Annotated in this window: 15 protein-coding genes; 11 read left to right on the top strand and 4 right to left on the bottom strand. The window is 62.0% G+C overall.

What is annotated here, in order from left to right; all coding sequences use genetic code 11:
- Window positions 1-71 precede the first annotated feature (71 nt).
- Window positions 72-782 carry a Fe2+-dependent dioxygenase gene (locus tag BMI01S_RS17695; protein ID WP_028214195.1) on the top strand — a complete coding sequence of 237 codons (711 nt, stop codon included), beginning with the start codon at window positions 72-74 and terminating at the stop codon, window positions 780-782.
- 35 nt (window positions 783-817) lie between these two features.
- Window positions 818-1,042, top strand: a complete 225-nt coding sequence (locus BMI01S_RS39085; RefSeq protein WP_255217810.1) for an alpha-hydroxy-acid oxidizing protein — start codon at window positions 818-820, stop codon at window positions 1,040-1,042.
- 136 nt (window positions 1,043-1,178) lie between these two features.
- Here the strand turns inward: BMI01S_RS39085 and BMI01S_RS17690 are convergent, their stop codons facing one another.
- Window positions 1,179-2,609 carry a sialidase family protein gene (locus BMI01S_RS17690; protein ID WP_036020566.1) on the bottom strand — a complete coding sequence of 477 codons (1,431 nt, stop codon included), beginning with the start codon at window positions 2,607-2,609 and terminating at the stop codon, window positions 1,179-1,181.
- 1,088 nt (window positions 2,610-3,697) lie between these two features.
- Window positions 3,698-5,224 (bottom strand): FAD-dependent oxidoreductase, encoded by a 1,527-nt coding sequence (locus tag BMI01S_RS17685; protein WP_028231079.1) that lies wholly within the window; start codon window positions 5,222-5,224, stop codon window positions 3,698-3,700.
- Between the two features lie 404 nt (window positions 5,225-5,628).
- Here BMI01S_RS17685 and BMI01S_RS17680 point away from each other — a divergent pair, with 404 nt between their 5' ends.
- From BMI01S_RS17680 to BMI01S_RS17655, 6 genes are all read left to right on the top strand, one after another.
- Window positions 5,629-8,382, top strand: coding sequence for a UPF0182 family membrane protein (locus tag BMI01S_RS17680; protein ID WP_028231078.1), 2,754 nt, complete (start codon window positions 5,629-5,631; stop codon window positions 8,380-8,382).
- Between the two features lie 123 nt (window positions 8,383-8,505).
- Complete coding sequence (locus BMI01S_RS17675) at window positions 8,506-8,715, top strand: hypothetical protein (RefSeq protein WP_028231077.1); 210 nt, start codon at window positions 8,506-8,508, stop codon at window positions 8,713-8,715.
- Between the two features lie 151 nt (window positions 8,716-8,866).
- On the top strand, window positions 8,867-9,964 hold the full coding sequence (gene pdhA, locus BMI01S_RS17670) for a pyruvate dehydrogenase (acetyl-transferring) E1 component subunit alpha (RefSeq protein ID WP_028231076.1): 1,098 nt from the start codon (window positions 8,867-8,869) through the stop codon (window positions 9,962-9,964).
- Window positions 9,957-10,937: an alpha-ketoacid dehydrogenase subunit beta gene (locus BMI01S_RS17665; protein ID WP_028231075.1), complete on the top strand. Its 981-nt coding sequence runs from the start codon at window positions 9,957-9,959 to the stop codon at window positions 10,935-10,937. Before pdhA ends, BMI01S_RS17665 begins: the two co-directional genes overlap by 8 nt.
- Window positions 10,938-10,941: 4 nt before the next feature.
- Window positions 10,942-12,066, top strand: a complete 1,125-nt coding sequence (locus BMI01S_RS17660; protein ID WP_028231074.1) for a dihydrolipoamide acetyltransferase family protein — start codon at window positions 10,942-10,944, stop codon at window positions 12,064-12,066.
- A gap of 309 nt (window positions 12,067-12,375) precedes the next feature.
- A complete protein-coding gene (locus tag BMI01S_RS17655; RefSeq protein WP_028231073.1) occupies window positions 12,376-13,065 on the top strand; it encodes a DUF899 family protein in 690 nt (229 codons plus the stop codon).
- Window positions 13,066-13,720: 655 nt separating this feature from the next.
- Here the strand turns inward: BMI01S_RS17655 and BMI01S_RS40885 are convergent.
- Entirely contained in the window at window positions 13,721-13,987 is a 267-nt protein-coding gene (locus BMI01S_RS40885) for a hypothetical protein (protein ID WP_154671255.1), read from the bottom strand.
- A gap of 544 nt (window positions 13,988-14,531) precedes the next feature.
- Between BMI01S_RS40885 and BMI01S_RS17650 the strand changes: the two genes are divergently transcribed.
- A complete protein-coding gene (locus tag BMI01S_RS17650) occupies window positions 14,532-15,809 on the top strand; it encodes an HAD family hydrolase (RefSeq protein ID WP_028214214.1) in 1,278 nt (425 codons plus the stop codon).
- Between the two features lie 436 nt (window positions 15,810-16,245).
- Here the strand turns inward: BMI01S_RS17650 and BMI01S_RS17645 are convergent, their stop codons facing one another.
- Window positions 16,246-17,043, bottom strand: coding sequence for a class II aldolase/adducin family protein (locus BMI01S_RS17645; RefSeq protein WP_218002756.1), 798 nt, complete (start codon window positions 17,041-17,043; stop codon window positions 16,246-16,248).
- 411 nt (window positions 17,044-17,454) lie between these two features.
- Between BMI01S_RS17645 and BMI01S_RS17640 the strand changes: the two genes are divergently transcribed.
- On the top strand, window positions 17,455-18,363 hold the full coding sequence (locus BMI01S_RS17640) for a YihY/virulence factor BrkB family protein (RefSeq protein ID WP_028231071.1): 909 nt from the start codon (window positions 17,455-17,457) through the stop codon (window positions 18,361-18,363).
- A 443-nt stretch (window positions 18,364-18,806) separates the two neighbouring features.
- On the top strand, window positions 18,807-19,004 hold the full coding sequence (locus tag BMI01S_RS17635) for a CsbD family protein (RefSeq protein WP_028214872.1): 198 nt from the start codon (window positions 18,807-18,809) through the stop codon (window positions 19,002-19,004).
- The last annotated feature ends 485 nt before the right edge of the window (window positions 19,005-19,489 follow it).

Here is a 19,489-nt window from a genome sequence, read left to right as displayed (position 1 = left end):
GGTGCCGCCGCGCAGGGCGTAACCGGCTTTCGGATTGGTCACGCATGGATCTATTCAGGATAGCTATATACATGTTAATTCAGATTCCGGACGTTCTCACGTCCGCCGAAGTGAAGCATTGCCGCCAGGTGCTCGAAGCGTCGCAATGGGTGGACGGGCGTCTTACCGCAGGCGATCTTGCCGCGAAGTCCAAGCGCAATCTGCAGATTCCGGCCGATAGTGCCGAAGCGCGCGAACTGGACGAACTGATACTGAATGCGCTGGGCCGCAACACGGCCTATCATTCGGCTGCGCTGCCGTTTCGCGTGTTGCCGCCACGCTTCAATCGCTACGATGTCGGCATGACGTTCGGCACGCACGTCGACAACGCGATCCAGACCGTGCCCGGCACAGGCGGCATGCGGATGCGCGCGGACGTGTCCAGCACGATCTTTCTCTCCGAACCCGGCGAATACGACGGCGGCGAACTCGTGATCGACGACGCACACGGCTCGCGCGCGATCAAGCTGCCGGCGGGCCACATGATCGTCTATCCCGCTTCCACGCTGCACCGCGTGACGCCGGTCACGCGCGGCAGCCGCTGGGCTTCGTTTTTCTGGGCCCAGTCGCTCGTCAAGGACGAGACGAGCCGCACGATGCTGCATGAACTCGATTGCGCGATTATCGCGCTCCGGCAGGAACTGGGTCGCGTAGCGGGCGATGAAACCGGCGATGAGCATCCCGCGGTCCACAGTCTCGTGAGTCATTACCATAACCTGCTGCGCCGCTGGTCGGAACTGTGAGTCGCACGATGAACATTCCCGCCGATACCGTTTAGCTGTCCGACTACGAACGGTACTTCCGTGCGCGCGTCGATCCCGCCGTTCACGGGTATATCGCGGGCGCGGCGGCAGACGGCATCACGCAGCGCGAGAATCGCAGCGCGTTCGATCGCGTGAAAATCATGCCGCGTGCACTGGCCGATATTTCTGCGGCCACGGCGTGCACCACGCTGCTGGGAGAAACGCTCGGTTATCCGATACTGATCGCGCCGATGGCGTAGCATCGGCTGGTTTGTCGGGATGGCGAAGTATCGGGCGTGTTGGTCGCTTCGCTGGCGGCTTGTACCGACGAAGTGGCGCTTTTCATGCGTGATGCGGGAATGGCCGGGAGCCTGCACCCGGCCGCGCCTCGATCAACTACGGTGCAGCAAACACATCAGTGCGGTTGGCCGTATTTCCCGAATTCGTTTGCACAAAGAATGGTACAAACGTCGTCCCCCTGACATCGAGCCCCTGATAGTCGCCCACAAAAAAGCCTCTGGAGTTCGGGGCCGTTTTCATATCGAAGGAACCGGCGACATGCAGTTCGCTGCCAAAGCTCTGCCCGCCGTCGGTGGACGTGGTGCGCCAGATATCCGTGGGCAACGTCGTCGTGTCGCCAGCCGGGAGATTGCGGAAATCGTAATAGGTGACGGCCACGGTGCCGGCGGAATTGACGCGAACCGACGGATTGAACGCTGGCCGCCCTGTCGGCGTGTTCACGCGGACCGGCGCGCTCCACGTGTTACCGCCGTCGGTGGATGTCGATAGCGCGATTTCGTCGAACAGGCCGCCATTGAAGCGCGAGTCTTGCCACACTACGTAGAGCTGGCCGGTCACCGGGTCAATAGCGGGTTCGGGAATGGTATCGCCTGTACGCAGAGGCTCGCCGGTGTTGGGATCCGTGACCCCAACGGTTCGCAGGTCCGCGATGATCTGCGGCTTCGTCCAGGTGCCACCATCGTCCGTCGACTTGATGAATGCAACCTTGCTGGCCGTGACGTTGAAGGGTGGCCTGAACATGTCGAAGAAGTCATAGAGCGTGCCGTCCTGCGAATTGACCACGATCTGGTTGCCGATCGTCTGCTGCCGCGAGGGAAGATTCACAATGATCTTCGGTGAGCTCCAGGTTTGACCACCATTGACCGTTTTCGCGAAGAACGTCGGTCCCCGGAACGCAGCAGCGTGCAGATCCGCGTACGGGTTGCCGTTTGGCGACTCGAGCCGGTCCCAGACCGCATACGCAACGCCGGCTTTGATCGGGTTGGCCGTCACCGACTCTTTGTCATTGAAGAACTGCGTGGTGGGCTCGTTGTTGGCGATGAGGACGCTCAGATTGCCCCATGTCTTGCCGAAATCGTGCGAAACCGCGGCAGCCACCGCGTTATTGTTGTTCGACGCGTTGAACGAAATCGATACCGTATAGGCCGTGCCATCTGGTCCGATCGACACCCATGGGTCGGAGGCCCGCTCATACCCGAGCCCGCCGGCACAGGCGCTGAAGGGCAGGGGCGTCTCCCCCCATGTCGCACCGCCGTCGAGAGAGAAACCGGCAACCAGACCGTGCGCGCCGCCGTCCGACCAGCGGTCCTGCTGCCATACCCCGATCAGGTTCGTGGAAATGGCGGGATTCACGGCCAGCCAGGGTTCGACCTCGGCGTTCACATAGTTAGTGCCAGTGCTGGATCCTCCGATAGTGCAACTGGCAAAGGGGCTGGGACCCGAGACCGGTGTGGCTGACCATGTGCTGCTGGTTGCCATGACAACTGGAATTCCAATCAGAAGTACGGCTGCGTTGTTGCGTCGCATGGAAGACTCCTCATCCAGATGCGACCCATAACAGCGGGACCGGTCGTTTTGGGCAGTGAAACAGCAGGAGCAGCCGCGCGCTCCCCTCGTCCAGGAGTTCAACGATGTTGCCGTCGGCGCGCCTTGTTCCCAACCTATCCCGCTCGCCCTACTTGCAACCGCTTCAACTGCCACAGGCCGCGAGCGCTGGTCACCGCCAGCGTGTCGGTCACGACTTCAACACGAGTGTGATCCCAGCCTGTCCTGAGATGCCAGCGTGTTCGGCCCTGCACATGAACAAAGTTGCGGCATGGTCGGCTGTGACAAACACTCCTATTGAATGTAGAACGCCCGCAGCGTGATTAGCGTTAATTTTTTGTAACAGGGACCTGTTGCCAGGTGCACTGACGCAAGTTTTCGATTGACGACGATTGCGGCCTGGCGGACGTCTTACGAGAAATGCTCTCGCAAAACGTAAATCAATCGACAGATTCGCAATAAGGTTCATCGACCTTTCGTCATTGAAAATGAAAATATGTTGAAGCTGTGTTCGGGTCACGCATTGCGTGTCCGCGCGCGTGATGGGCCCGGTCCAGGACTCGTGCGCGCGTGTCATGCAAACGGCATAACCCCGACCCGTTGCCGCCACCCGGTGCGTAAGGACGGCGACGTCCCGGTACTTCATCTGCCATTCACGCGCGGTAGCCGTGGGTTGCCTGCCAGACGAGACCACTCACCGCACGCTGGACTGCGCGGCCGACACTTCTGGACGCCGCGTATTCATCGCCGCTAACATGCCGCCGGTCGATGCTGAGCGCCTGGGACGAGTGCTTGCCGAAGGGCTGGTGATGCTGTGTAATTCGCGAGCCTCACGGTTCAGCCGAGCATCACTGGCCGCGCGTGAGGCGTGACAGGAACATCAAAAGCGGTGCGATATGCCCGCAGCGACCAGTGTCTGAGACGCACCAAAGTCCGGAGCGCCCGTAGGGGTGACAACCCGTATCCCGGGCCAACTGGTTCCGTAGAAGCTCAGTTGGTGTGGCCGCGAGTGACACGCCAAACAGCCTGACCGTGAACCGTCGTTCGGCCCTCGGGGAAGCGCTCTGGCATCAAGGCAGGGTGCGCTCCAGCTCGACTTCTGCCCGCAGGCTTTCTGCATCGCGATAGATAGTGGCCACGGCGAGGACACGTCCGTCGCGCTTGTAGCGCAGGACACAGTCGCGTCCTGCGATATTGCCGTCAACCGAGATCTCGTCCCAGCTCTGCGCGTGTCCGAGATAGTTGATCGGGACGTCGTAGTGCTGGCTCCAGAAGAATGGCACGGCGTCAAACTTCTCATGTCCGCCAATCAGGTTCATCGCCGCCGTTTGTCCCTGGCGTTGAGCGACAACCCAATGCTCCACGCGAATGGCCGTGCCACTATGCGGATCGGGCCAGCGAGCAATGTCGCCGGCAGCGAAGACGCCAGGCGCGCTTGTCTGCAAGCAGGCATCGACTATTACGCCCCGATCGATTGCGAGGCCGGCTTGCTCGGCCAGCGCGAGTCGTGGTCGCACGCCGACGCCGGCCACCACCAGATCGGCCTCCACGCTGCCGCCCGCCTCGAGCGATACCTGCTGCGTATCGATCGCGCTGGCTGTGTTCCCGAGGTGGAAGACGACGCCGTGTTCCTCATGCAAGCGCTGCAAGAATTCACCCATCTGTGGCCCCAGCACACGTTCCATCGGACGCCGCTCTGGCGCCACGACGTGTACTTCGAGCCCACGCGCGCGCAATGATGCCGCCACTTCCAGTCCGATGAAGCTTGCCCCGATCACGACCGCGCGCCGCGTGCTCGCCGCGCGAGCGATGATGGCGCGGCAGTCGGCCAGTGTGCGCAGGGTATGCACATGCGGCAGATCCATGCCGGGGATCGGCAAGCGAACCGCTTCGGCTCCCGTGGCCAGCAGCAAGCGGTCGTAGGGCACCTTGCTCCCATTCGATAGTTCCACTTCCTGCGCGGCGACGTGAAGGCGTACGACGCCGGCCTTGAGCCGCAGATCAATGCGTTGATCTGCATAGAAAGCGTCGTCTCGAAGCGGCACCCACGCCTCAGGCGCGCTGCCGGCCAAATAGTCCTTGGACAGATTCGGCCGGTCCACTGGCGGGGCGTCGTCGTCGCTCAGCATCGTGAGACTGCCCGCGTAGCCGAGGCGCCGCAGACGCTCAGCAGCGGCGAAACCCGCAGCCCCGCCGCCGACGATCACGATCTTCTGTGGCGCTCCGGCCGGCGCGGACACAGAAGCGGCGGGTGGTGCCTTTTTGTGCAGTACGACAACCTTGTCGCCCCGAACCTCCGTGGACCAGCACGCGACAGGGCTCAAAGCCGGAGCCCGCACCGCTTCCCCCGTGCGCAGGCTGAAGCACGCGTGATGCCATGGGCACCGTACCGTGCCCTCGACGATCAACCCTTCGGCGAGCGGGCCGTGATAGTGGGTACAGGCAGCGTCGATAGCGAAGAATTCATCACCGAGCCGTGCAATCAGCACCGCGTCATTGCCGACGTGTCCAGACAACAGGCCAGCTTCGCGAAGCGATTCGATGGGCACGCCCTGCGCCAGATCAGGACCGCTTTCATTCGGTGTCTCACTGCTCATATCGACCTCCGCGGACGCTTGAGCCCCGCTTGACCAGCCAGGGGCCAAATCGAACGGGCGCCGGCAGCCCATGCACCACCACCTGCGCCGTGGAGACTGCTTCTTCCAATGGTAGTCCAGGTTCATCGGAACACCGCCACCGGCGACGACCACGCACGGCACCGGCGTACGGACGCGTGGCCGCACCGGCGTACGGACGTGCGCTGCCGATGTCAATAGCCGCGCAGAACTACAATCATTCAACCGGTCTGAACGCGCTCCACGCAAACTCGGGTCATGGGGTGGCTACGCGCGGACTCTCCGGGCTGCGTTACAGTCTGTTCGGTCGCGCTCACGGCAGACCGGCAGTGCGCGATCGATCCGATCGCGGCAGGGCAGGGGCGGCGGCCTGCACAGGAGGGACTATGCGGTCGGGAGTGAAGTCCGGCGTGCGCCTGAGACGCTATGCAATCACGGCGATGGCCGTCATCGCCGGCCTGCTTGTCGTCGGACGCATCACCGGTACCCTGGTCGACTGGCTGTGGTTCTCTTCGATCGGCTATGGTAGCGTTTTCTGGACCATCATTTCCGTGAGAGCGCTGCTGTTTGTGGCGGTGTTCGCAATTTCGGCGGGCGCGATATGGCTGTCCGGGATTTTGGCGCATCGTTACGCGAGGAGCGTCGATATCTCGCGAGCGGACGCCGCCGATTCGCCGGATGCGGCTGAATTTACCGGCGATCTGGCCGAACTGATCGCGCCGCGCGTTCCCTGGCGCTCCAGCATTGCCTGCGTCGCGGTCGTCCTTGGGTTGCTTGTCGCCGCCAGCGAGATCTCAAACTGGGACGTCGCGCTTCGCTTCATTTATCAGGTGCCTGTGGGCGCGCGCGATCCGATCTTCGAGCGGGACATCGGCTTTTATCTCTTCTCGCTTCCCGCCTATGTCGCGCTCAAGAACTGGCTGCTGTGGCTGGTCTTCTTCAGCGCGATCGTGGCAGGTGCTGTGTACGGGGTGCGCGGCGACATCGCGCCGGAGCGGCCACCACGAACGCTTTCTCCCGCTGCCATCACGCATGGTTCGGCACTGCTCGGTGTGTTCTTTGCGCTGAAGGCCTGGTCGTGGTGGCTCGAGCGCTTTTTGCTGCTCTATGACGACAATGGCGTCGTGGTCGGCGCCAGCTATACCGATGTCCACGTCGAGCTGCCGGTCCTGTGGATGCTTGTCGGCCTTGCCGCGGCGTCATCCGTTGCCCTTTGGATCAACATGCGCCGGCGCAGCTATCTGCTGCCTGCCGTTCTCACGCTGCTCGTATTCGGCAGTTCGTTTGTGTTCGCTGTGATCTATCCGTCGCTGTTTCAGCGCTTCTATGTCAAACCGAGCGAGTTGAAACTCGAAACACCCTATATCGAGCACACTATCGCGCTAACGCGGGAGGCTTACGGTCTCGCAAAGATCGAGGTTAAGCCGTTTGAGGCCGAGCAGGGATTGACACTCGACTCGCTGCAGGCCAATCGGGCGACCATCGACAACATCCGGCTATGGGATGTGCAACCACTGATGGATACCTATGCACAGTTGCAGGAGATCAGGACTTACTACAAATTTCTCTCGGTGGACATCGACCGCTATCAGCTTGACGCCGGATACAGGCAGGTGATGCTGTCGGCGCGTGAACTGGAACCGGCAATGCTTGCACCCAATGCCCAAACCTGGGTGAACCTGCACCTTATCTTTACTCATGGCATTGGCGTCGTGATGTCGCCAGTCACCGAGAAATCCACTGAAGGGCTACCTTCCTTCTATTTGCGGGACATTCCGCCCGTCTCCAACGGCGGCCCGGCCATTCGCGAGCCACGTCTATATTTCGGTGAAGGGCGGCAGAATTATGTCATCGTGAACGGCAACGTAGCTGAATTCGACTATCCTCAAAGGCCGACCAATGCCTACACGACGTATAGCGGGCGCGACGGCGTCAGCGTCGGCAGCGGGGCGCGACGTAGTCTCTTCGCCTGGGAGCTCGACGATCCCAACATCCTGCTGAGCGGCTATATCACAGACCAGAGCCGGGTCCTGCTTCACCGCAACATCCAGGACCGCGTGCGTACGATCGCGCCGTTCCTGGGTCTCGACCATGACCCGTATGTCGTCGCAAGCAATGGGCGCCTGTTCTGGATACTGGACGCCTACACGGTCAGCCAGTGGTTTCCTTACTCCCGGCCGGGTTTCGGCGACGGCGCCAATTACATCCGGAACGCGGTCAAGGTCGTGGTCGACGCGTACAACGGCACGGTCGACTTCTATGTCAGTGATCCAGCCGATCCGCTCCTGCGCACCTACGAGCGCACCTTCCCGGGTTTGTTCAAGCCTTTGGACATGATGCCACCGGAGCTCCAGCGTCATATCCGCTACCCGGAAGATCTGTTCCTGATCCAGGCGCAGCTTTACCGCGCCTATCATATGGATGCGCCGGAGGTCTTCTACAACCGCGAGGATCTGTGGCAGTTTCCCCAGGAGCTGGTTGGAATCGATGGCGGGAGCTCCGCGAGCACGATGCCGCCGTACTACACGATCATGCGACTCCCCGGCGAGGCACGAGCCGAGTTCATCCTCATGTTGCCGATGGTGCCGAGCCAGCGGGAGAACATGATTGCCTGGCTGGCGGCGCGTTGCGATCCGGCCGGCTACGGCAAGCTGATCGTGTATGTCTTTCCCAAGGACAAGCTGGTCTATGGGCCGTTTCAGATCGAAGCGCGTATTCAGCAGAATACCGAGATCTCGCAGCAGATTTCGCTCTGGAACCAGATGGGCTCACGCGTCATTCGCGGTCATCTTGTGGTCGTGCCGATCGAGAACTCGATTCTCTACGTTTCTCCGCTCTATTTACGCGCGGCGTCCGGCCAGTTGCCCGAGTTGAAGCGGGTGATTGCCGCCTATGGCGACCGTGTGGTGATGGAGGACAGTCTGGGTGAAGCGCTGGCGGCGCTTTTCAAGGAGACCGGACAAGCGGCATCGCCACCCCGAGGCAATATAGACGCGCGCGCGAAAGAGGCACTTGCCCACTATGACCGCGCCATCGAGCGACTGAAGGCGGGAGACTGGAGCGGCTTCGGCGCGGAACTTGACGCCCTCCGCCCGTTGCTCGAGGCACTCGGTTCCGGCCGTTCCGATGCCCGGAAATGACCGAAGGGAAACTGGCCGGGTCTGTGCTGCCCGGCTACGTGTCGATGAATGCGGTTCGCCGAGGCAAGCGTCGGCAACATTGACGATCGGCTCGCTGTCGGCGTGAGCTTGAGGAAAACTTTCATGAAAGACGATCATCACAGCGATCCTGCTTCTGACCCAGACAAACTCAAAGGCCCTGGCGGCATGACCTTGCGGCAGATCCACGAACAGGTGCAGAAGTCCGTCCAGCGCGACCGCGATGCGCAGACTGCGCACAGCTCGCCCGCGCCGCCGCAGAGCCGGTGGCAGCGGTGGGTGCGCTATGTATGGGGCCGCAGCGGGCGGCGCTAGCCGCAGTTTGATGAGGGCAGTGCTGGCCGCATTCGCGAGCGTGAATCGGTCCTGGAAAACATGCGCGGGAAGGCGGGGTCATGGGTGGCGCATCGCACAAGCACACACATCGCAGAAGGCCTACGATGTGGGAAACATCGAGGAGGCCGTCATGACCACGGCTGCCAGTTTTCACATCGGCTACACGCAGTACCTCGGCCCCGAAGGCGACCCCGTGCATCCGCTTCCGGCCTTCGCGAGCGATCCGGCAGCGCTCCTGTCGCTCTATCGCGCGATGGTGCTGACAAGGGCCTTCGACACGAAAGCGGTCGCGCTGCAGCGTACGGGTCAACTCGGCACCTTCGCGTCGTCGGTTGGCCAGGAGGCGGTCGGTGTCGGCGTGGCCAGCGCTATGCGCCCCGAAGACGTGCTGTTTCCTTCCTATCGCGACCACGCGGCCCAATTGCTGCGCGGCGTCACGATGACGGAAAGTCTGCTCTATTGGGGCGGCGACGAGCGAGGAAGCGATTTCAGTGTGCCTCGCTTCGACTTTCCGAACTGCGTGCCGATCGGCACGCAGGTGTGCCACGCGGCGGGTGCCGCCTACGCGTTCCAGTTGCGCCAGGAGCCGCGCGTTGCGGTGGCGCTTTTCGGCGACGGCGCGACATCCAGGGGAGATTTTTACGAGGCGATGAACTTCGCCGGCGCATGGGGCGCGCCGCTCGTGCTCGTGATCAACAACAACCAATGGGCGATTTCGGTGCCGCGCAGCCATCAGAGCGCTGCGCAAACGCTCGCGCAAAAGGCGATTGCGGCGGGAATCGACGGACTGCAGGTCGATGGCAACGACGTGATCGCCGTGCACCACGTGGTTGGGGCGGCACTCGCGAAGGCGCGGCGCGGCGACGGTCCAACCTTGATCGAAGCGCTCAGCTATCGCCTCGGCGATCACACGACGGCCGACGATGCCACGCGCTATCGCGACGCCGAGGAGGTCAGCAAGCAGTGGGAATCCGAGCCGCTGCGCCGGTTGCGCACGTACCTGATCCGTATGAACGTTTGGGACAAGGCGCGTGACGAGCAACTCGGCAAGGCATGTCACGCGCAGGTCGAGCAGGCTGTCGAGGCGTATCTCGCGATCGCCGCGCCTGACGTGTCCTCGATGTTCGACCATCTCTATGAGGCGCTGCCGCTCGCCATGCGCGAGCAACTGGCGATGGCGCAGCGGTTTGCTCCGCTTGCGCCGGATACGGAGAACGGCAATGGCTGACCTGAACATGGTCGAGGCGGTCAATGCCGCGCTCGCATGGGAGCTTGCGCGCGACCCCGCGGTGGTGCTGCTCGGCGAGGACATCGGCGTGAACGGCGGCGTGTTTCGCGCGACCGTTGGCTTGCAGACGCGCTTTGGCGCACAGCGCGTGATCGATACGCCGCTCGCCGAAACGGCGATCGTCGGCACGGCCGTCGGCATGGCGGCAATGGGCCTCAAAGCTGTCGCGGAGATTCAGTTCAGCGGCTTCATCTATCCAGCGATCGATCACTTGCTGAATCATGCGTCGCGTCTGCGGCACAGGACGCGCGGGCGGCTCACGTGTCCTCTCGTGGTCCGGTCGCCAGCCGGTGCGGGCATTCACGCGCCGGAGCATCATTCCGAAAGCCCGGAAGCGCTGTTCGCGCACATACCGGGGTTGCGCGTCGTGACACCGTCTTCACCCGCGCGCGCATATGGCCTGCTACTGGCGGCAATCCGCGACCCGGATCCGGTAATCTTCTTTGAGCCGACGCGCCTCTACCGCCTCTTCAGGCAGCCCGTGGAGGACAACGGCGAAGCGCTGCCGCTCGATTGCTGCTACGTGCTGCGCGACGGGGCGGATGTCACGCTGGTCAGTTGGGGCGGAGCGCTGCAGGAGGTTCTCGCGGCCGCCGATCTGATTGCGCAGGAGGGCGTGATGGCGGAGGTGATCGACGTGGCCACGCTCAAGCCGCTCGACATGGAGACGATTCTTGCGTCGGTGGCGAAAACGGGCCGCTGCGTGATCGTGCATGAAGGTTCGCGCACGGGCGGCGTAGGCGCGGAGATTGCTGCGGGCATCGCCGAGCGTGGACTCTACTCGTTGCTTGCGCCGGTGCAGCGCGTCACGGGCTATGACGTGGTCGTCCCGCTCTACAGACTCGAAAGTCAGTACATGCCAGGCACGGCGCGCATCGTCGCCGCGGTCAGGCAGGCGCTGGAGGCGCAGTGAAACCATGAAGATCTTCAAGCTGCCCGACCTGGGCGAAGGCCTCCAGGAAGCGGAAATCGTCGAATGGCACGTCAAGAGCGGCGAGGACATCCGGGCGGACCAGCCGCTCGTGTCGGTCGAAACGGCAAAAGCCATCGTCGAGATTCCCTCGCCGCAATCGGGCCGCATCGCGAAGCTGTTCGGCAAGCCCGGTGACATCGTGCATCTGGGAGCGCCGCTCGTCGCTTTCGAAGCGGGTAAGGAAGGTGGTGAGGATGCCGACGCGGGCACCGTAGTCGGCCATATGGAGGTGGGCCGGCAGCCGGTGCAGGAAGCGCCAGCCGCGCCAGGCGTTGGCACGGGAGCGGGGCCTGGCGTCATCAAGGCGATGCCGGCGGTGCGGGCGCTTGCCCGCAAACTGGACATCGATCTCGCGATGGTGACGCCTTCCGGTCCGGAAGGCGTTATCACGGCGGCTGACGTACAACGGGCAGCAAAGCTGCTCACGCAGCTAGGTCCGCCAGAAGTGCTGCATGGCGTGCGTCGCGCGATGGCGCAGAACATGGCGCGCGCCCAGAGCGAAGTGGCGGCCGCGACCGTGATCGACGACGCAGATATTCACGCATGGCCTCCCCATACCGACGTGACGATCCGCCTGATCCGCGCGCTGGTGGCCGGGTGCCGCGCGGAGCCGGGACTGAACGCATGGTTCGACGCGAGGATGGTGCGGCGCCATGTGCTGGAGAAGATCGATCTGGGCATTGCCGTCGATCTGCCGGATGGCTTGTTCGTGCCGGTGCTGCGCGATGTCGCGCATCGGGACGCGGCTGGTCTGCGCGCCGGACTCGACCGCATGCGTGCCGATATTCGCGCACGCAAGATTCCGCCTGAGGAAATGCGTGGCAATACGATCACGCTGTCGAACTTCGGCATGATCGCCGGCAAATATGCCGCTCCCGTGGTGATGCCGCCCACAGTCGCGATTCTTGGCGCCGGGCGGATGCATGACCAGGTCGTGGCGCACGAGGGGGCACCGGCCGTGCACAGGATCTTGCCGCTGAGCCTGACATTCGATCATCGGGTTGTCACCGGCGGAGAGGCTGCACGCTTTCTCGCCGCGGTCATCAAGGACCTCGAGATGGCGCAATAGCCGGCCGTTGTGCCGTCGCGGCACTTCAATCACCGCGGGCGTTCAGGAGGCGCCGTTCGTGAAGCGCTTCGCGACACGGTGCTGAGCACCGCACAACGTTGCTCGGGAATCGCAGCCATGCGCTGCACGCTTTGTGCGCACTTGACTCTACGAGACATTCTGCGAAGGCTGCCGTCACCATGTCCGACCCTGTCTTGCCCTTCGACGGGAGTACCCTCGAAACATGTATTCCTGTCAGCTCCGGGCCGCCATATTCAATGTGTCCAGGATAGCGGGGTACACAAACATCAGTTTCCAGGAGGAACCGAAATGAGTGAACTACGGTATCCGAACGAGAGCAGAGAATATCGCGATGCGCGTGACGTGTTGCTTAAGGAAGAACAGGAACTTGTCGACAAAGTGAGATCGGTGGCAAAAAGGCGTCGCGGTCTTCCTGCCGGGGGACAGTTAAAAGAGGACTACGTCTTCCAATGGGCCAACGATGGCAAAGTTGGCAAGAGCGTGAAGTTATCCGAACTATTTGGGGATAAAGAAACCCTGCTTCTTTACTCGTTTATGTTCGGTCCGAACTGGGATAAGCCCTGTCCGTCGTGTACGTCGCTGGTCGACGGGTTTGATCGCACCTGGTATCAGGTCACTCGACACGCCGCATTCGTAGCGATTGCCAAAGCCCCCGCGGATCGAATCAATGCATGGGCCAAACAACGCGGCTGGTCGCAGATCGAACTGGTTTCTGGATCGGGCTCCGCCTATCAGTCCGATTACCGATGCCAGGGAGACTCAGATGATATGCAATGGCCAGTGATGCACGTATTCAGGAGGCAGAGTGGAAAGATTTTTCACTTCTGGGGTAGTGAGTTATCAGCGAATCACGTTGACACGGTGTGGCCGTACTGGAATCTCATGGACTTTACGCCAGAGGGTCGTCCGGACATTCCCACCCCGCCACAAACTTTTCGGTCAGAATTCCTTGAAAAAAACTATCTGAACAGGGAGTAGATTGGCGCGCGGTAGCAGATAGTGCGGCGCGCCGCCGCAAGGCCTGCCTCGTATCTTGCTAACGGGTGACGATGTGGCCCGCTTGCGCCGAGCCGCCCGATGATGACTATGGCCGTCCTGAACGAGAAAAGGGCGCGTCGTGCGGGTGGGCATGACGCGCGAAGGCCTTCCCTGGGACATGTACCAGGCACCAGGAAAATTATCGATTTCGACCAGGCGCGTAAGTCCGTATCCCAGAACTGACGAACTCCCTCGGTCAGGAACACGTGAAAAACCGTATGGCCGCTTGACGGTCCGCATTGGCGTGGCCTCGTCAAGCTAGCGAGGCGTGCCTGGCGCTCACGAAGCGATTGGTCAGGTCAGCACGGCCTGCCAGGCGTGGTCCACAAGCAGTTCGGGGCTTGCAAACGACTTGAACCACTGCGCCGCCTGCTACGAATCCAGCGAGCGATGCACGCCCCTCGTGTTTTCGGCCGTACCCGACGCTCGGCGATGGGTGGCTGTGCGTCGGCTGCAGGTTGGTTTGCTGCCGTTCGCGAACCAGCGTCGGCGAATGGCTTGCTCGCAGTCAATGAATGGGTCTTCTCGACCGTAAGGGGACGTTCGTCAATACTGGAAGCAGCCATTAGAAAGCCTACCCGAGCGATCGACTACCTCACCTCATCGTCGAGCGTCTATGTATGGCAAATGCGCGCTGCCGCAATCTCTGTGGAAAACTTCGATTCTCGGCAATCGCTCCCAGCAGTTCGACGATTTTGTCGTCAACGGGCAAGCCTTGTTCAAGCCAGCCGATCGCCAGGTCGCACCAATATGGAGTTGGCCAAGACAGTCCTGTCGCCACGACTTCTCGAGCGCAATCGATGCTCGATGAAAACTCGGCCAATGGATGCTCAAGTGGCTCGACAATCGTAGGCGATTTCATTTTGGAGGTTGCTCGGTGCGACCGCGTTACTTGCTGGTGTGGGAACTCCGATTGTCAACGACTTGGAGACCGGTGTCGACCGGCAGTTTCTGGCCGCATTGCGCCCCACAGCCGAGCGCGACGATCGTCGTGGGCGTGCGCGTCATGCGAAGGGCATAAGCCGACCTAGATGGAATGGACACAGCCTCGGCCCGTTTCTGCCCTTCGTCTCGCGGCTCGACGGCGGCTGAACGATGACCGTTGGGCCGGTGAAGTGAAGACGCTGTTTGCGCGCGAAAGTCAGGCACGTTCCGCCGTCGTGACCATGTGGCGGCGATTCGTGCGCGCAGACCGCCGCGCATGTCGCGCCGGTTCATCTTGCCGTCGCGCCGTGGCAGGTCATTGTCACGCTTCCGCAATAATTTCCCCAGATCACGCGCCACTGTGCCGGAGCCATCTGCGCTTCGTGATGCGGATAGGTGTCGCCGGTCGCAGCGGGGTGCATCAGGCATCGATCGGGGGGCACACAAACTCAGCCGAATTGCCATTCCCAAGGAGAGAGACCATGCAACGCCGCACGTTTCTGAACACCCTTGTTGTCGCCACCGCTGCCAGCTCGCTGATGCTCGACGCGCAGTCGGCAGAAGCCGGACGCGCGGCGACGCCGGACGCGCTCGATCCGGGCCGCTGGTCGCCGCTCAACGCCGCGCGCCTGCAGGTGGTGCTCGACGAGCATGGCGTCAAGAGCGGGCGCTACGATCCGGAACGGCGTCCGTATGCAGTGTTCGACTGGGACAACACGTGCATCATGAACGACTGCGAAGAGGCGTTGTTGATGTATCAGATCAACCACATGGCGTACAAGCTGACGCCGGATGAATTCGTCGACGTGATGTGGACGGACGTGCCGAAAGGCACCTTCATGAAGGACTACACGACGGTGGACGGCAAGCCGGTGTCGATGGAGGATCTCGCCGCCGACGTCGAATCCGATTACCGCTGGCTGCATGCGAACTACAAGGGGCTCGCAGGCGACAAGAGCCTCGACGAGATCCATGAGACCGACCAGTTCAAGGATTTCCGCGCGAAGCTCTACTTTATGTACGATGCGATCTGCGACACGCATCCGCTCGAGATCGGCTACAAGTGGATCATCTACTTCTACCGAAACATGACGACGGCAGAGCTGCAGGCGATGGCCGAAGCGTCCAACAACCACGGCATCGGCGATGCGCTTCGCAAGGTCAGATACGAAAGCCCGAAGACCCTGTCGGGCAAGGCCGGCGTGGTGGCCGACACGCATTTCCACGGCATCCGCATTCACGAAGAGATACGCGCGGTGATGCACACGCTGCGCGCGAACGGCATCGACGTGTACGTCAGCACCGCGTCGCTCGACGACGTTGTGCGCGTGTTCGCCGGCAATCCGAACTACGGCTATGGCGTGCCGCCGGAGAACGTGATCGGCATGCGCCTGGAGATGCAGGATGGCAAGTACGCCAGCCGATACAAGGCCGGCTGGCACTTCAACTATGGTCCGGGCAAGACCGTCGGCATTCGCGGCGTGCTGGAGTCGAAGAAAGGCTACGGCCCGCTGCTCGTGTTCGGCGACAGCGACGGCGACGCGTGGATGCTGCGCGACTTCAAGGACACCGCGGTCGGCGTGATCGTCAACCGGATGAAGAAGGGCGAGATCGGTGCGGACAGCAAGCTGGCGGCCGGGCAGATTGGCAACCCGAACGCGCGCTTCCTCCTGCAGGGCCGCGACGAGCACACCGGTCTGATGATCCCGGACGAGAAGTCGATCAAGTACGGCAAGACGGAGCGCAAGCTGCTGGCCTGACGCGCGTCGACCGGCAGTCCGGCGCCGGTTGGCGAAAATCCGGCGCCGGACCGGGTAGCGCGTTCGGGGAAGCTCCACATGCAGGCAGCTGCGCGTCCAGGCATCGAATGACCGTTGACCGCTGTGGAACCGTCATCTGGATGACCGACGAACAATACCGGCGATCGGCCGTTCCTGGCCGAGAGCACCAATCGACCAGTCTCCAGAGACCGGACGTTGATATCGTCGAAGGCAGTTTTCGGGCTATTGCCGTGAATGTGTAAAGTCGGCCAGAAACGGGCGGTGATAATGTTCGGTGCGACGACTGCTTGCGAAGCCGTGACCAGCCGTTCGCCCGCGGATTCGGCAGACTGAAGAGACGCACGCCGCTAGAAGACCACGCGCGAGCGGCCTGGGTTTCGTAGCACTCGGCTTCCCGATTTGTCCGCCGCCGAGGTTACTGAACCAGGTCCGGGTCACTCAGGATGATGTCGTCCCACAGTGTTTGAAACGACAGCCAACCGAACTGCGGTGAACCAAGCACCGAAGCCAGCCATCTCGCGTCATCGGGGGCCCACAATGACGGCTCCCCGCAAGCTTGCGCAATCAGTTGCGCTTCGCAGCAACGGTTCATCAACACGAACCACCATGCCGCCTCATCTACGGTCTGTCCGGTTGTAAAAATGCCGTGGCCCGCGTGAATCGCCACCAGTTTGTCGCCGAAACCTTTGGCAAAGCGTGCCGCCGCAGTTCGGTCGCGCACGACACGGGGTTCGAGGATTAATGCCTGCTGTTCGAAGAATACGCACGCGTCCTGTGTGATCGGATCGAGCAGCCGTTCGAATGCGGCCCACGTCGACGCATGCAGAGCGTGCGCGTGGCACATCGCCGATACGTCGGGTCGCGCCTGATGGACGGCCGTGTGCAGCAGCAGTCCGACTGGGTTCACCATCCCGTCGCCCTGTACGATCTGACCTTCGTGATTAACCTGCACCAGGTGCGAGACGCGGACCTGGTGCAAGGGGATGCCGACTGGGTTGACCCAATAACGCTCCGGCACTTCGGGATCGCGCACGGTGATGTGGCCGAGCAGGCCCTCCGAGTAGCCACGCCGTCCGAAGATGCGGCAGGTTGCAGCTAGCCGCTGCAACACGTGCACTCGCTCTTCGTCTGTACTCTCGAACACCGGCCGCGAGCGGCTTGCAAAGCTCTGGACACCAATCTGCATGCCTTCCACCTCCCTGATGTTCGTCAACGGCGCTAGCTCGGACCGGCGAGGTTGGTGACGACGTCATTGCTACCGTGAGCGCGGTTCAAGGCACACATGCGCAGACGGTCCATTGCTATTGCAAAGCCCCTGGTCTACGGCTGCTTCGCGTTTGCCGATCATCAGTTACTTTAGAAAGAAGGCCGAGAAAAAGATAGGCGACGGCGGTAACTGAGAGGCCGAAAAGGGGTCGTTCACAGCCCGACGAGCGACACACGCCTGGGTAGTTCACGCGCGACGCGCTGTCGGCGAACGGGCGTGCGGTGCTGATGCGCGCGGCTGCAATGGCTTGGTACCTGGAGTGACGGTGCCGCGGCTTGCACGGAGGTGAACTGCGCGCGCCGCGTTCAACGCGTACGATGAGGGCGGCGCGAGTGCAATGAACGAGCGGAGCGTGATATGAATCCAACCGACGAGACAGGCAAGCGCGCGTTGCGCTTTGTTGCGGCGCATCCAGCGCGATTCCTGTTCCAGGTCTGCACCGCGTTCCGCAAAAACCAGGGGCTGCTGCTCGCGGGCGCGATCGCCTATTACGCGTTGCTGTCAATCGTGCCGCTCCTCATTCTCGTTGTAATCGCGTTCGGTCACTTCATCGGTGAGCAGTTGCTGTTCGACACGCTCGGGCGTCTGCTCGAATGGCTGATACCGGGGCAGTCAAAAGCACTCGTTCGCGAACTCGCGACCTTTTTCGAGCATCGCTCCGTGGTCGGCTGGTACCTCGTCATCACGATGATCTTTTTCAGTTCGCTTGCGTTCTCGGTTCTGGAGAATGCCCTCTCAATCATCTTCGTGCATCGCGTTGAGGTCCGGCGAAGGCACTTCCTGCTGTCCGCAATCCTGCCCTATCTATTCAGTTTGTCACTAGGTATCGGTGTGCTGCTTGTGACGCTCGTCTCCAGCGGCCTGCGGGCTGTCGCAACCGGTAGCATCGATCTGTTCGGCCACGGGGTGTTACTGACAGGCGTGACCCGCGTCGTGCTCTATCTGTGTGGCCTTGCGGGCGAGATATTCGTGCTGACGGCAATCTATTTTGTGATCCCGAGGGGGCGCACGACACTGCGGCATGCGGTCGTCGGCGCGGTCGCGGCCACCGTTCTGTGGGAAATCACAAGACGCGTGCTGGTTTGGTACTTCGCGAAGCTTTCGCAGGTGAACGTCGTCTATGGGTCGTTGACGACGGCGATTGTTGTGCTGTTCGGCCTCGAAGCGCTCGCGACGCTGATGTTGTTTGGCGCGCAACTGATCGCAGAATACGAGCGCCTCAATACGCGCGGCGACCCTCCAGCGGAGTCGATGGAAACGGTCTGACTAGCGGCAGCGCGTTGAGCACCCTCGTTGTGACTTCAACCAGTCGGCACGATGACACCGTAGTTTCCGGGTGCCGACGAATTCCACGCGTATTCGCAGTCCTACCAGCCGCACCGTCAAATGCGGTGCAGTGATGTCAACGGCATGTTAGCAAAGCAGCTTTCCCCTGGACCGGACAGCGGACATGGCTGTGCAGAATATCCGGTCGTGTCTTGTGCTGGTCAGTGAGAGTTTCGAGGACGGCACCTCGACGCTTTCCGGAATGTTGAAGGTGAAATCACGTGCTTTAGTCGCCGCACCGTTTTTCCAATCAGGCCGTGAGCGCGTTGCGCGCCAGCCCCCCGCACCGGACGGTTCGCGTAGCCAGGATGAGCAGAGACGGCAACAGGGGGCACGCCACTTGCTGCCATGCCGTCGTTATCACGTCGCTCCTGGAGCACACGATGAATGAAGACAGGATTAAGGGCCAGTGGAAACAGCTGTCCGGCAAGTTGAAGGCCAAGTGGGGCAAGCTGACCGATGACGATCTTGCGGTGGCCGAAGGCGACAGCGAGTATCTCGTGGGCAGGATTCAAGAGCGTTACGGAATCGCGCGCGACGAGGCCGAGCGCCAGTTAAAGGACTTCGACAGCATGCTATGACCCGGACAGGCGCGCCGCTGGCGAGACGCCGATGGCCGCTTGACTTCAGGAAGTGCCTCTCAGAAGCGCTCGATCCACCGTGCTATGTGGGTGGCGGGTTATGCCTTTGCGTGACGCGCGCACGTGAGGCGATCGTCGCGCTCGACCGACGGGCGCTAGCGTTCCCGTCGATCAGCCGAAAAGGGCACTTGCGCACTGATTCCGCCGCCCCATCCGCTCCTCTGTAATCGTCCGTAATATGCGGGGACTACAATCGCAGCCCTGTCACGTGCAATCGCGGGCGACGTAGTGCCTGAACATCAGCCCAGCCACAAAGGGCGAGCAGAGACTTCCTTGACGCAAGACAAACCAACCGCGCGCATGCCAGTGCTCCGCGCGGACTTGCCCGGCAGTGAAAGCGTCGCCGCGAAGCCCTTCGCGGCGAGGCCGCCCGCAGGCCACATCGACGACGCAGGCGATCGCGCCCTGCCCGCCATCCGCCGGCC

This window comes from Paraburkholderia mimosarum LMG 23256 = NBRC 106338, assembly GCF_000739815.1.
Classification (GTDB): Bacteria; Pseudomonadota; Gammaproteobacteria; order Burkholderiales; family Burkholderiaceae; genus Paraburkholderia; species Paraburkholderia mimosarum.
Note: the sequence above shows the minus strand (reverse complement) of the source record. Positions and strands in the feature narration are given on the sequence as shown.

Bases quoted from the DNA above. Each gene is read 5' to 3' on its own strand.
- BMI01S_RS17695 (WP_028214195.1), top strand. From the start codon at position 72: ATGTTAATTCAGATTCCGGACGTTCTCACGTCCGCCGAAGTGAAGCAT.
- BMI01S_RS40885 (WP_154671255.1), bottom strand. From the start codon at position 13,987: ATGAAATCGCCTACGATTGTCGAGCCACTTGAGCATCCATTGGCCGAG.
- BMI01S_RS17675 (WP_028231077.1), top strand. From the start codon at position 8,506: ATGAAAGACGATCATCACAGCGATCCTGCTTCTGACCCAGACAAACTC.
- BMI01S_RS17635 (WP_028214872.1), top strand. From the start codon at position 18,807: ATGAATGAAGACAGGATTAAGGGCCAGTGGAAACAGCTGTCCGGCAAG.
- BMI01S_RS17690 (WP_036020566.1), bottom strand. From the start codon at position 2,609: ATGCGACGCAACAACGCAGCCGTACTTCTGATTGGAATTCCAGTTGTC.
- BMI01S_RS17685 (WP_028231079.1), bottom strand. From the start codon at position 5,224: ATGAGCAGTGAGACACCGAATGAAAGCGGTCCTGATCTGGCGCAGGGC.
- pdhA (WP_028231076.1), top strand. From the start codon at position 8,867: ATGACCACGGCTGCCAGTTTTCACATCGGCTACACGCAGTACCTCGGC.
- BMI01S_RS17640 (WP_028231071.1), top strand. From the start codon at position 17,455: ATGAATCCAACCGACGAGACAGGCAAGCGCGCGTTGCGCTTTGTTGCG.
- BMI01S_RS17650 (WP_028214214.1), top strand. From the start codon at position 14,532: ATGCAACGCCGCACGTTTCTGAACACCCTTGTTGTCGCCACCGCTGCC.
- BMI01S_RS17660 (WP_028231074.1), top strand. From the start codon at position 10,942: ATGAAGATCTTCAAGCTGCCCGACCTGGGCGAAGGCCTCCAGGAAGCG.
- BMI01S_RS17655 (WP_028231073.1), top strand. From the start codon at position 12,376: ATGAGTGAACTACGGTATCCGAACGAGAGCAGAGAATATCGCGATGCG.
- BMI01S_RS17680 (WP_028231078.1), top strand. From the start codon at position 5,629: ATGCGGTCGGGAGTGAAGTCCGGCGTGCGCCTGAGACGCTATGCAATC.
- BMI01S_RS17665 (WP_028231075.1), top strand. From the start codon at position 9,957: ATGGCTGACCTGAACATGGTCGAGGCGGTCAATGCCGCGCTCGCATGG.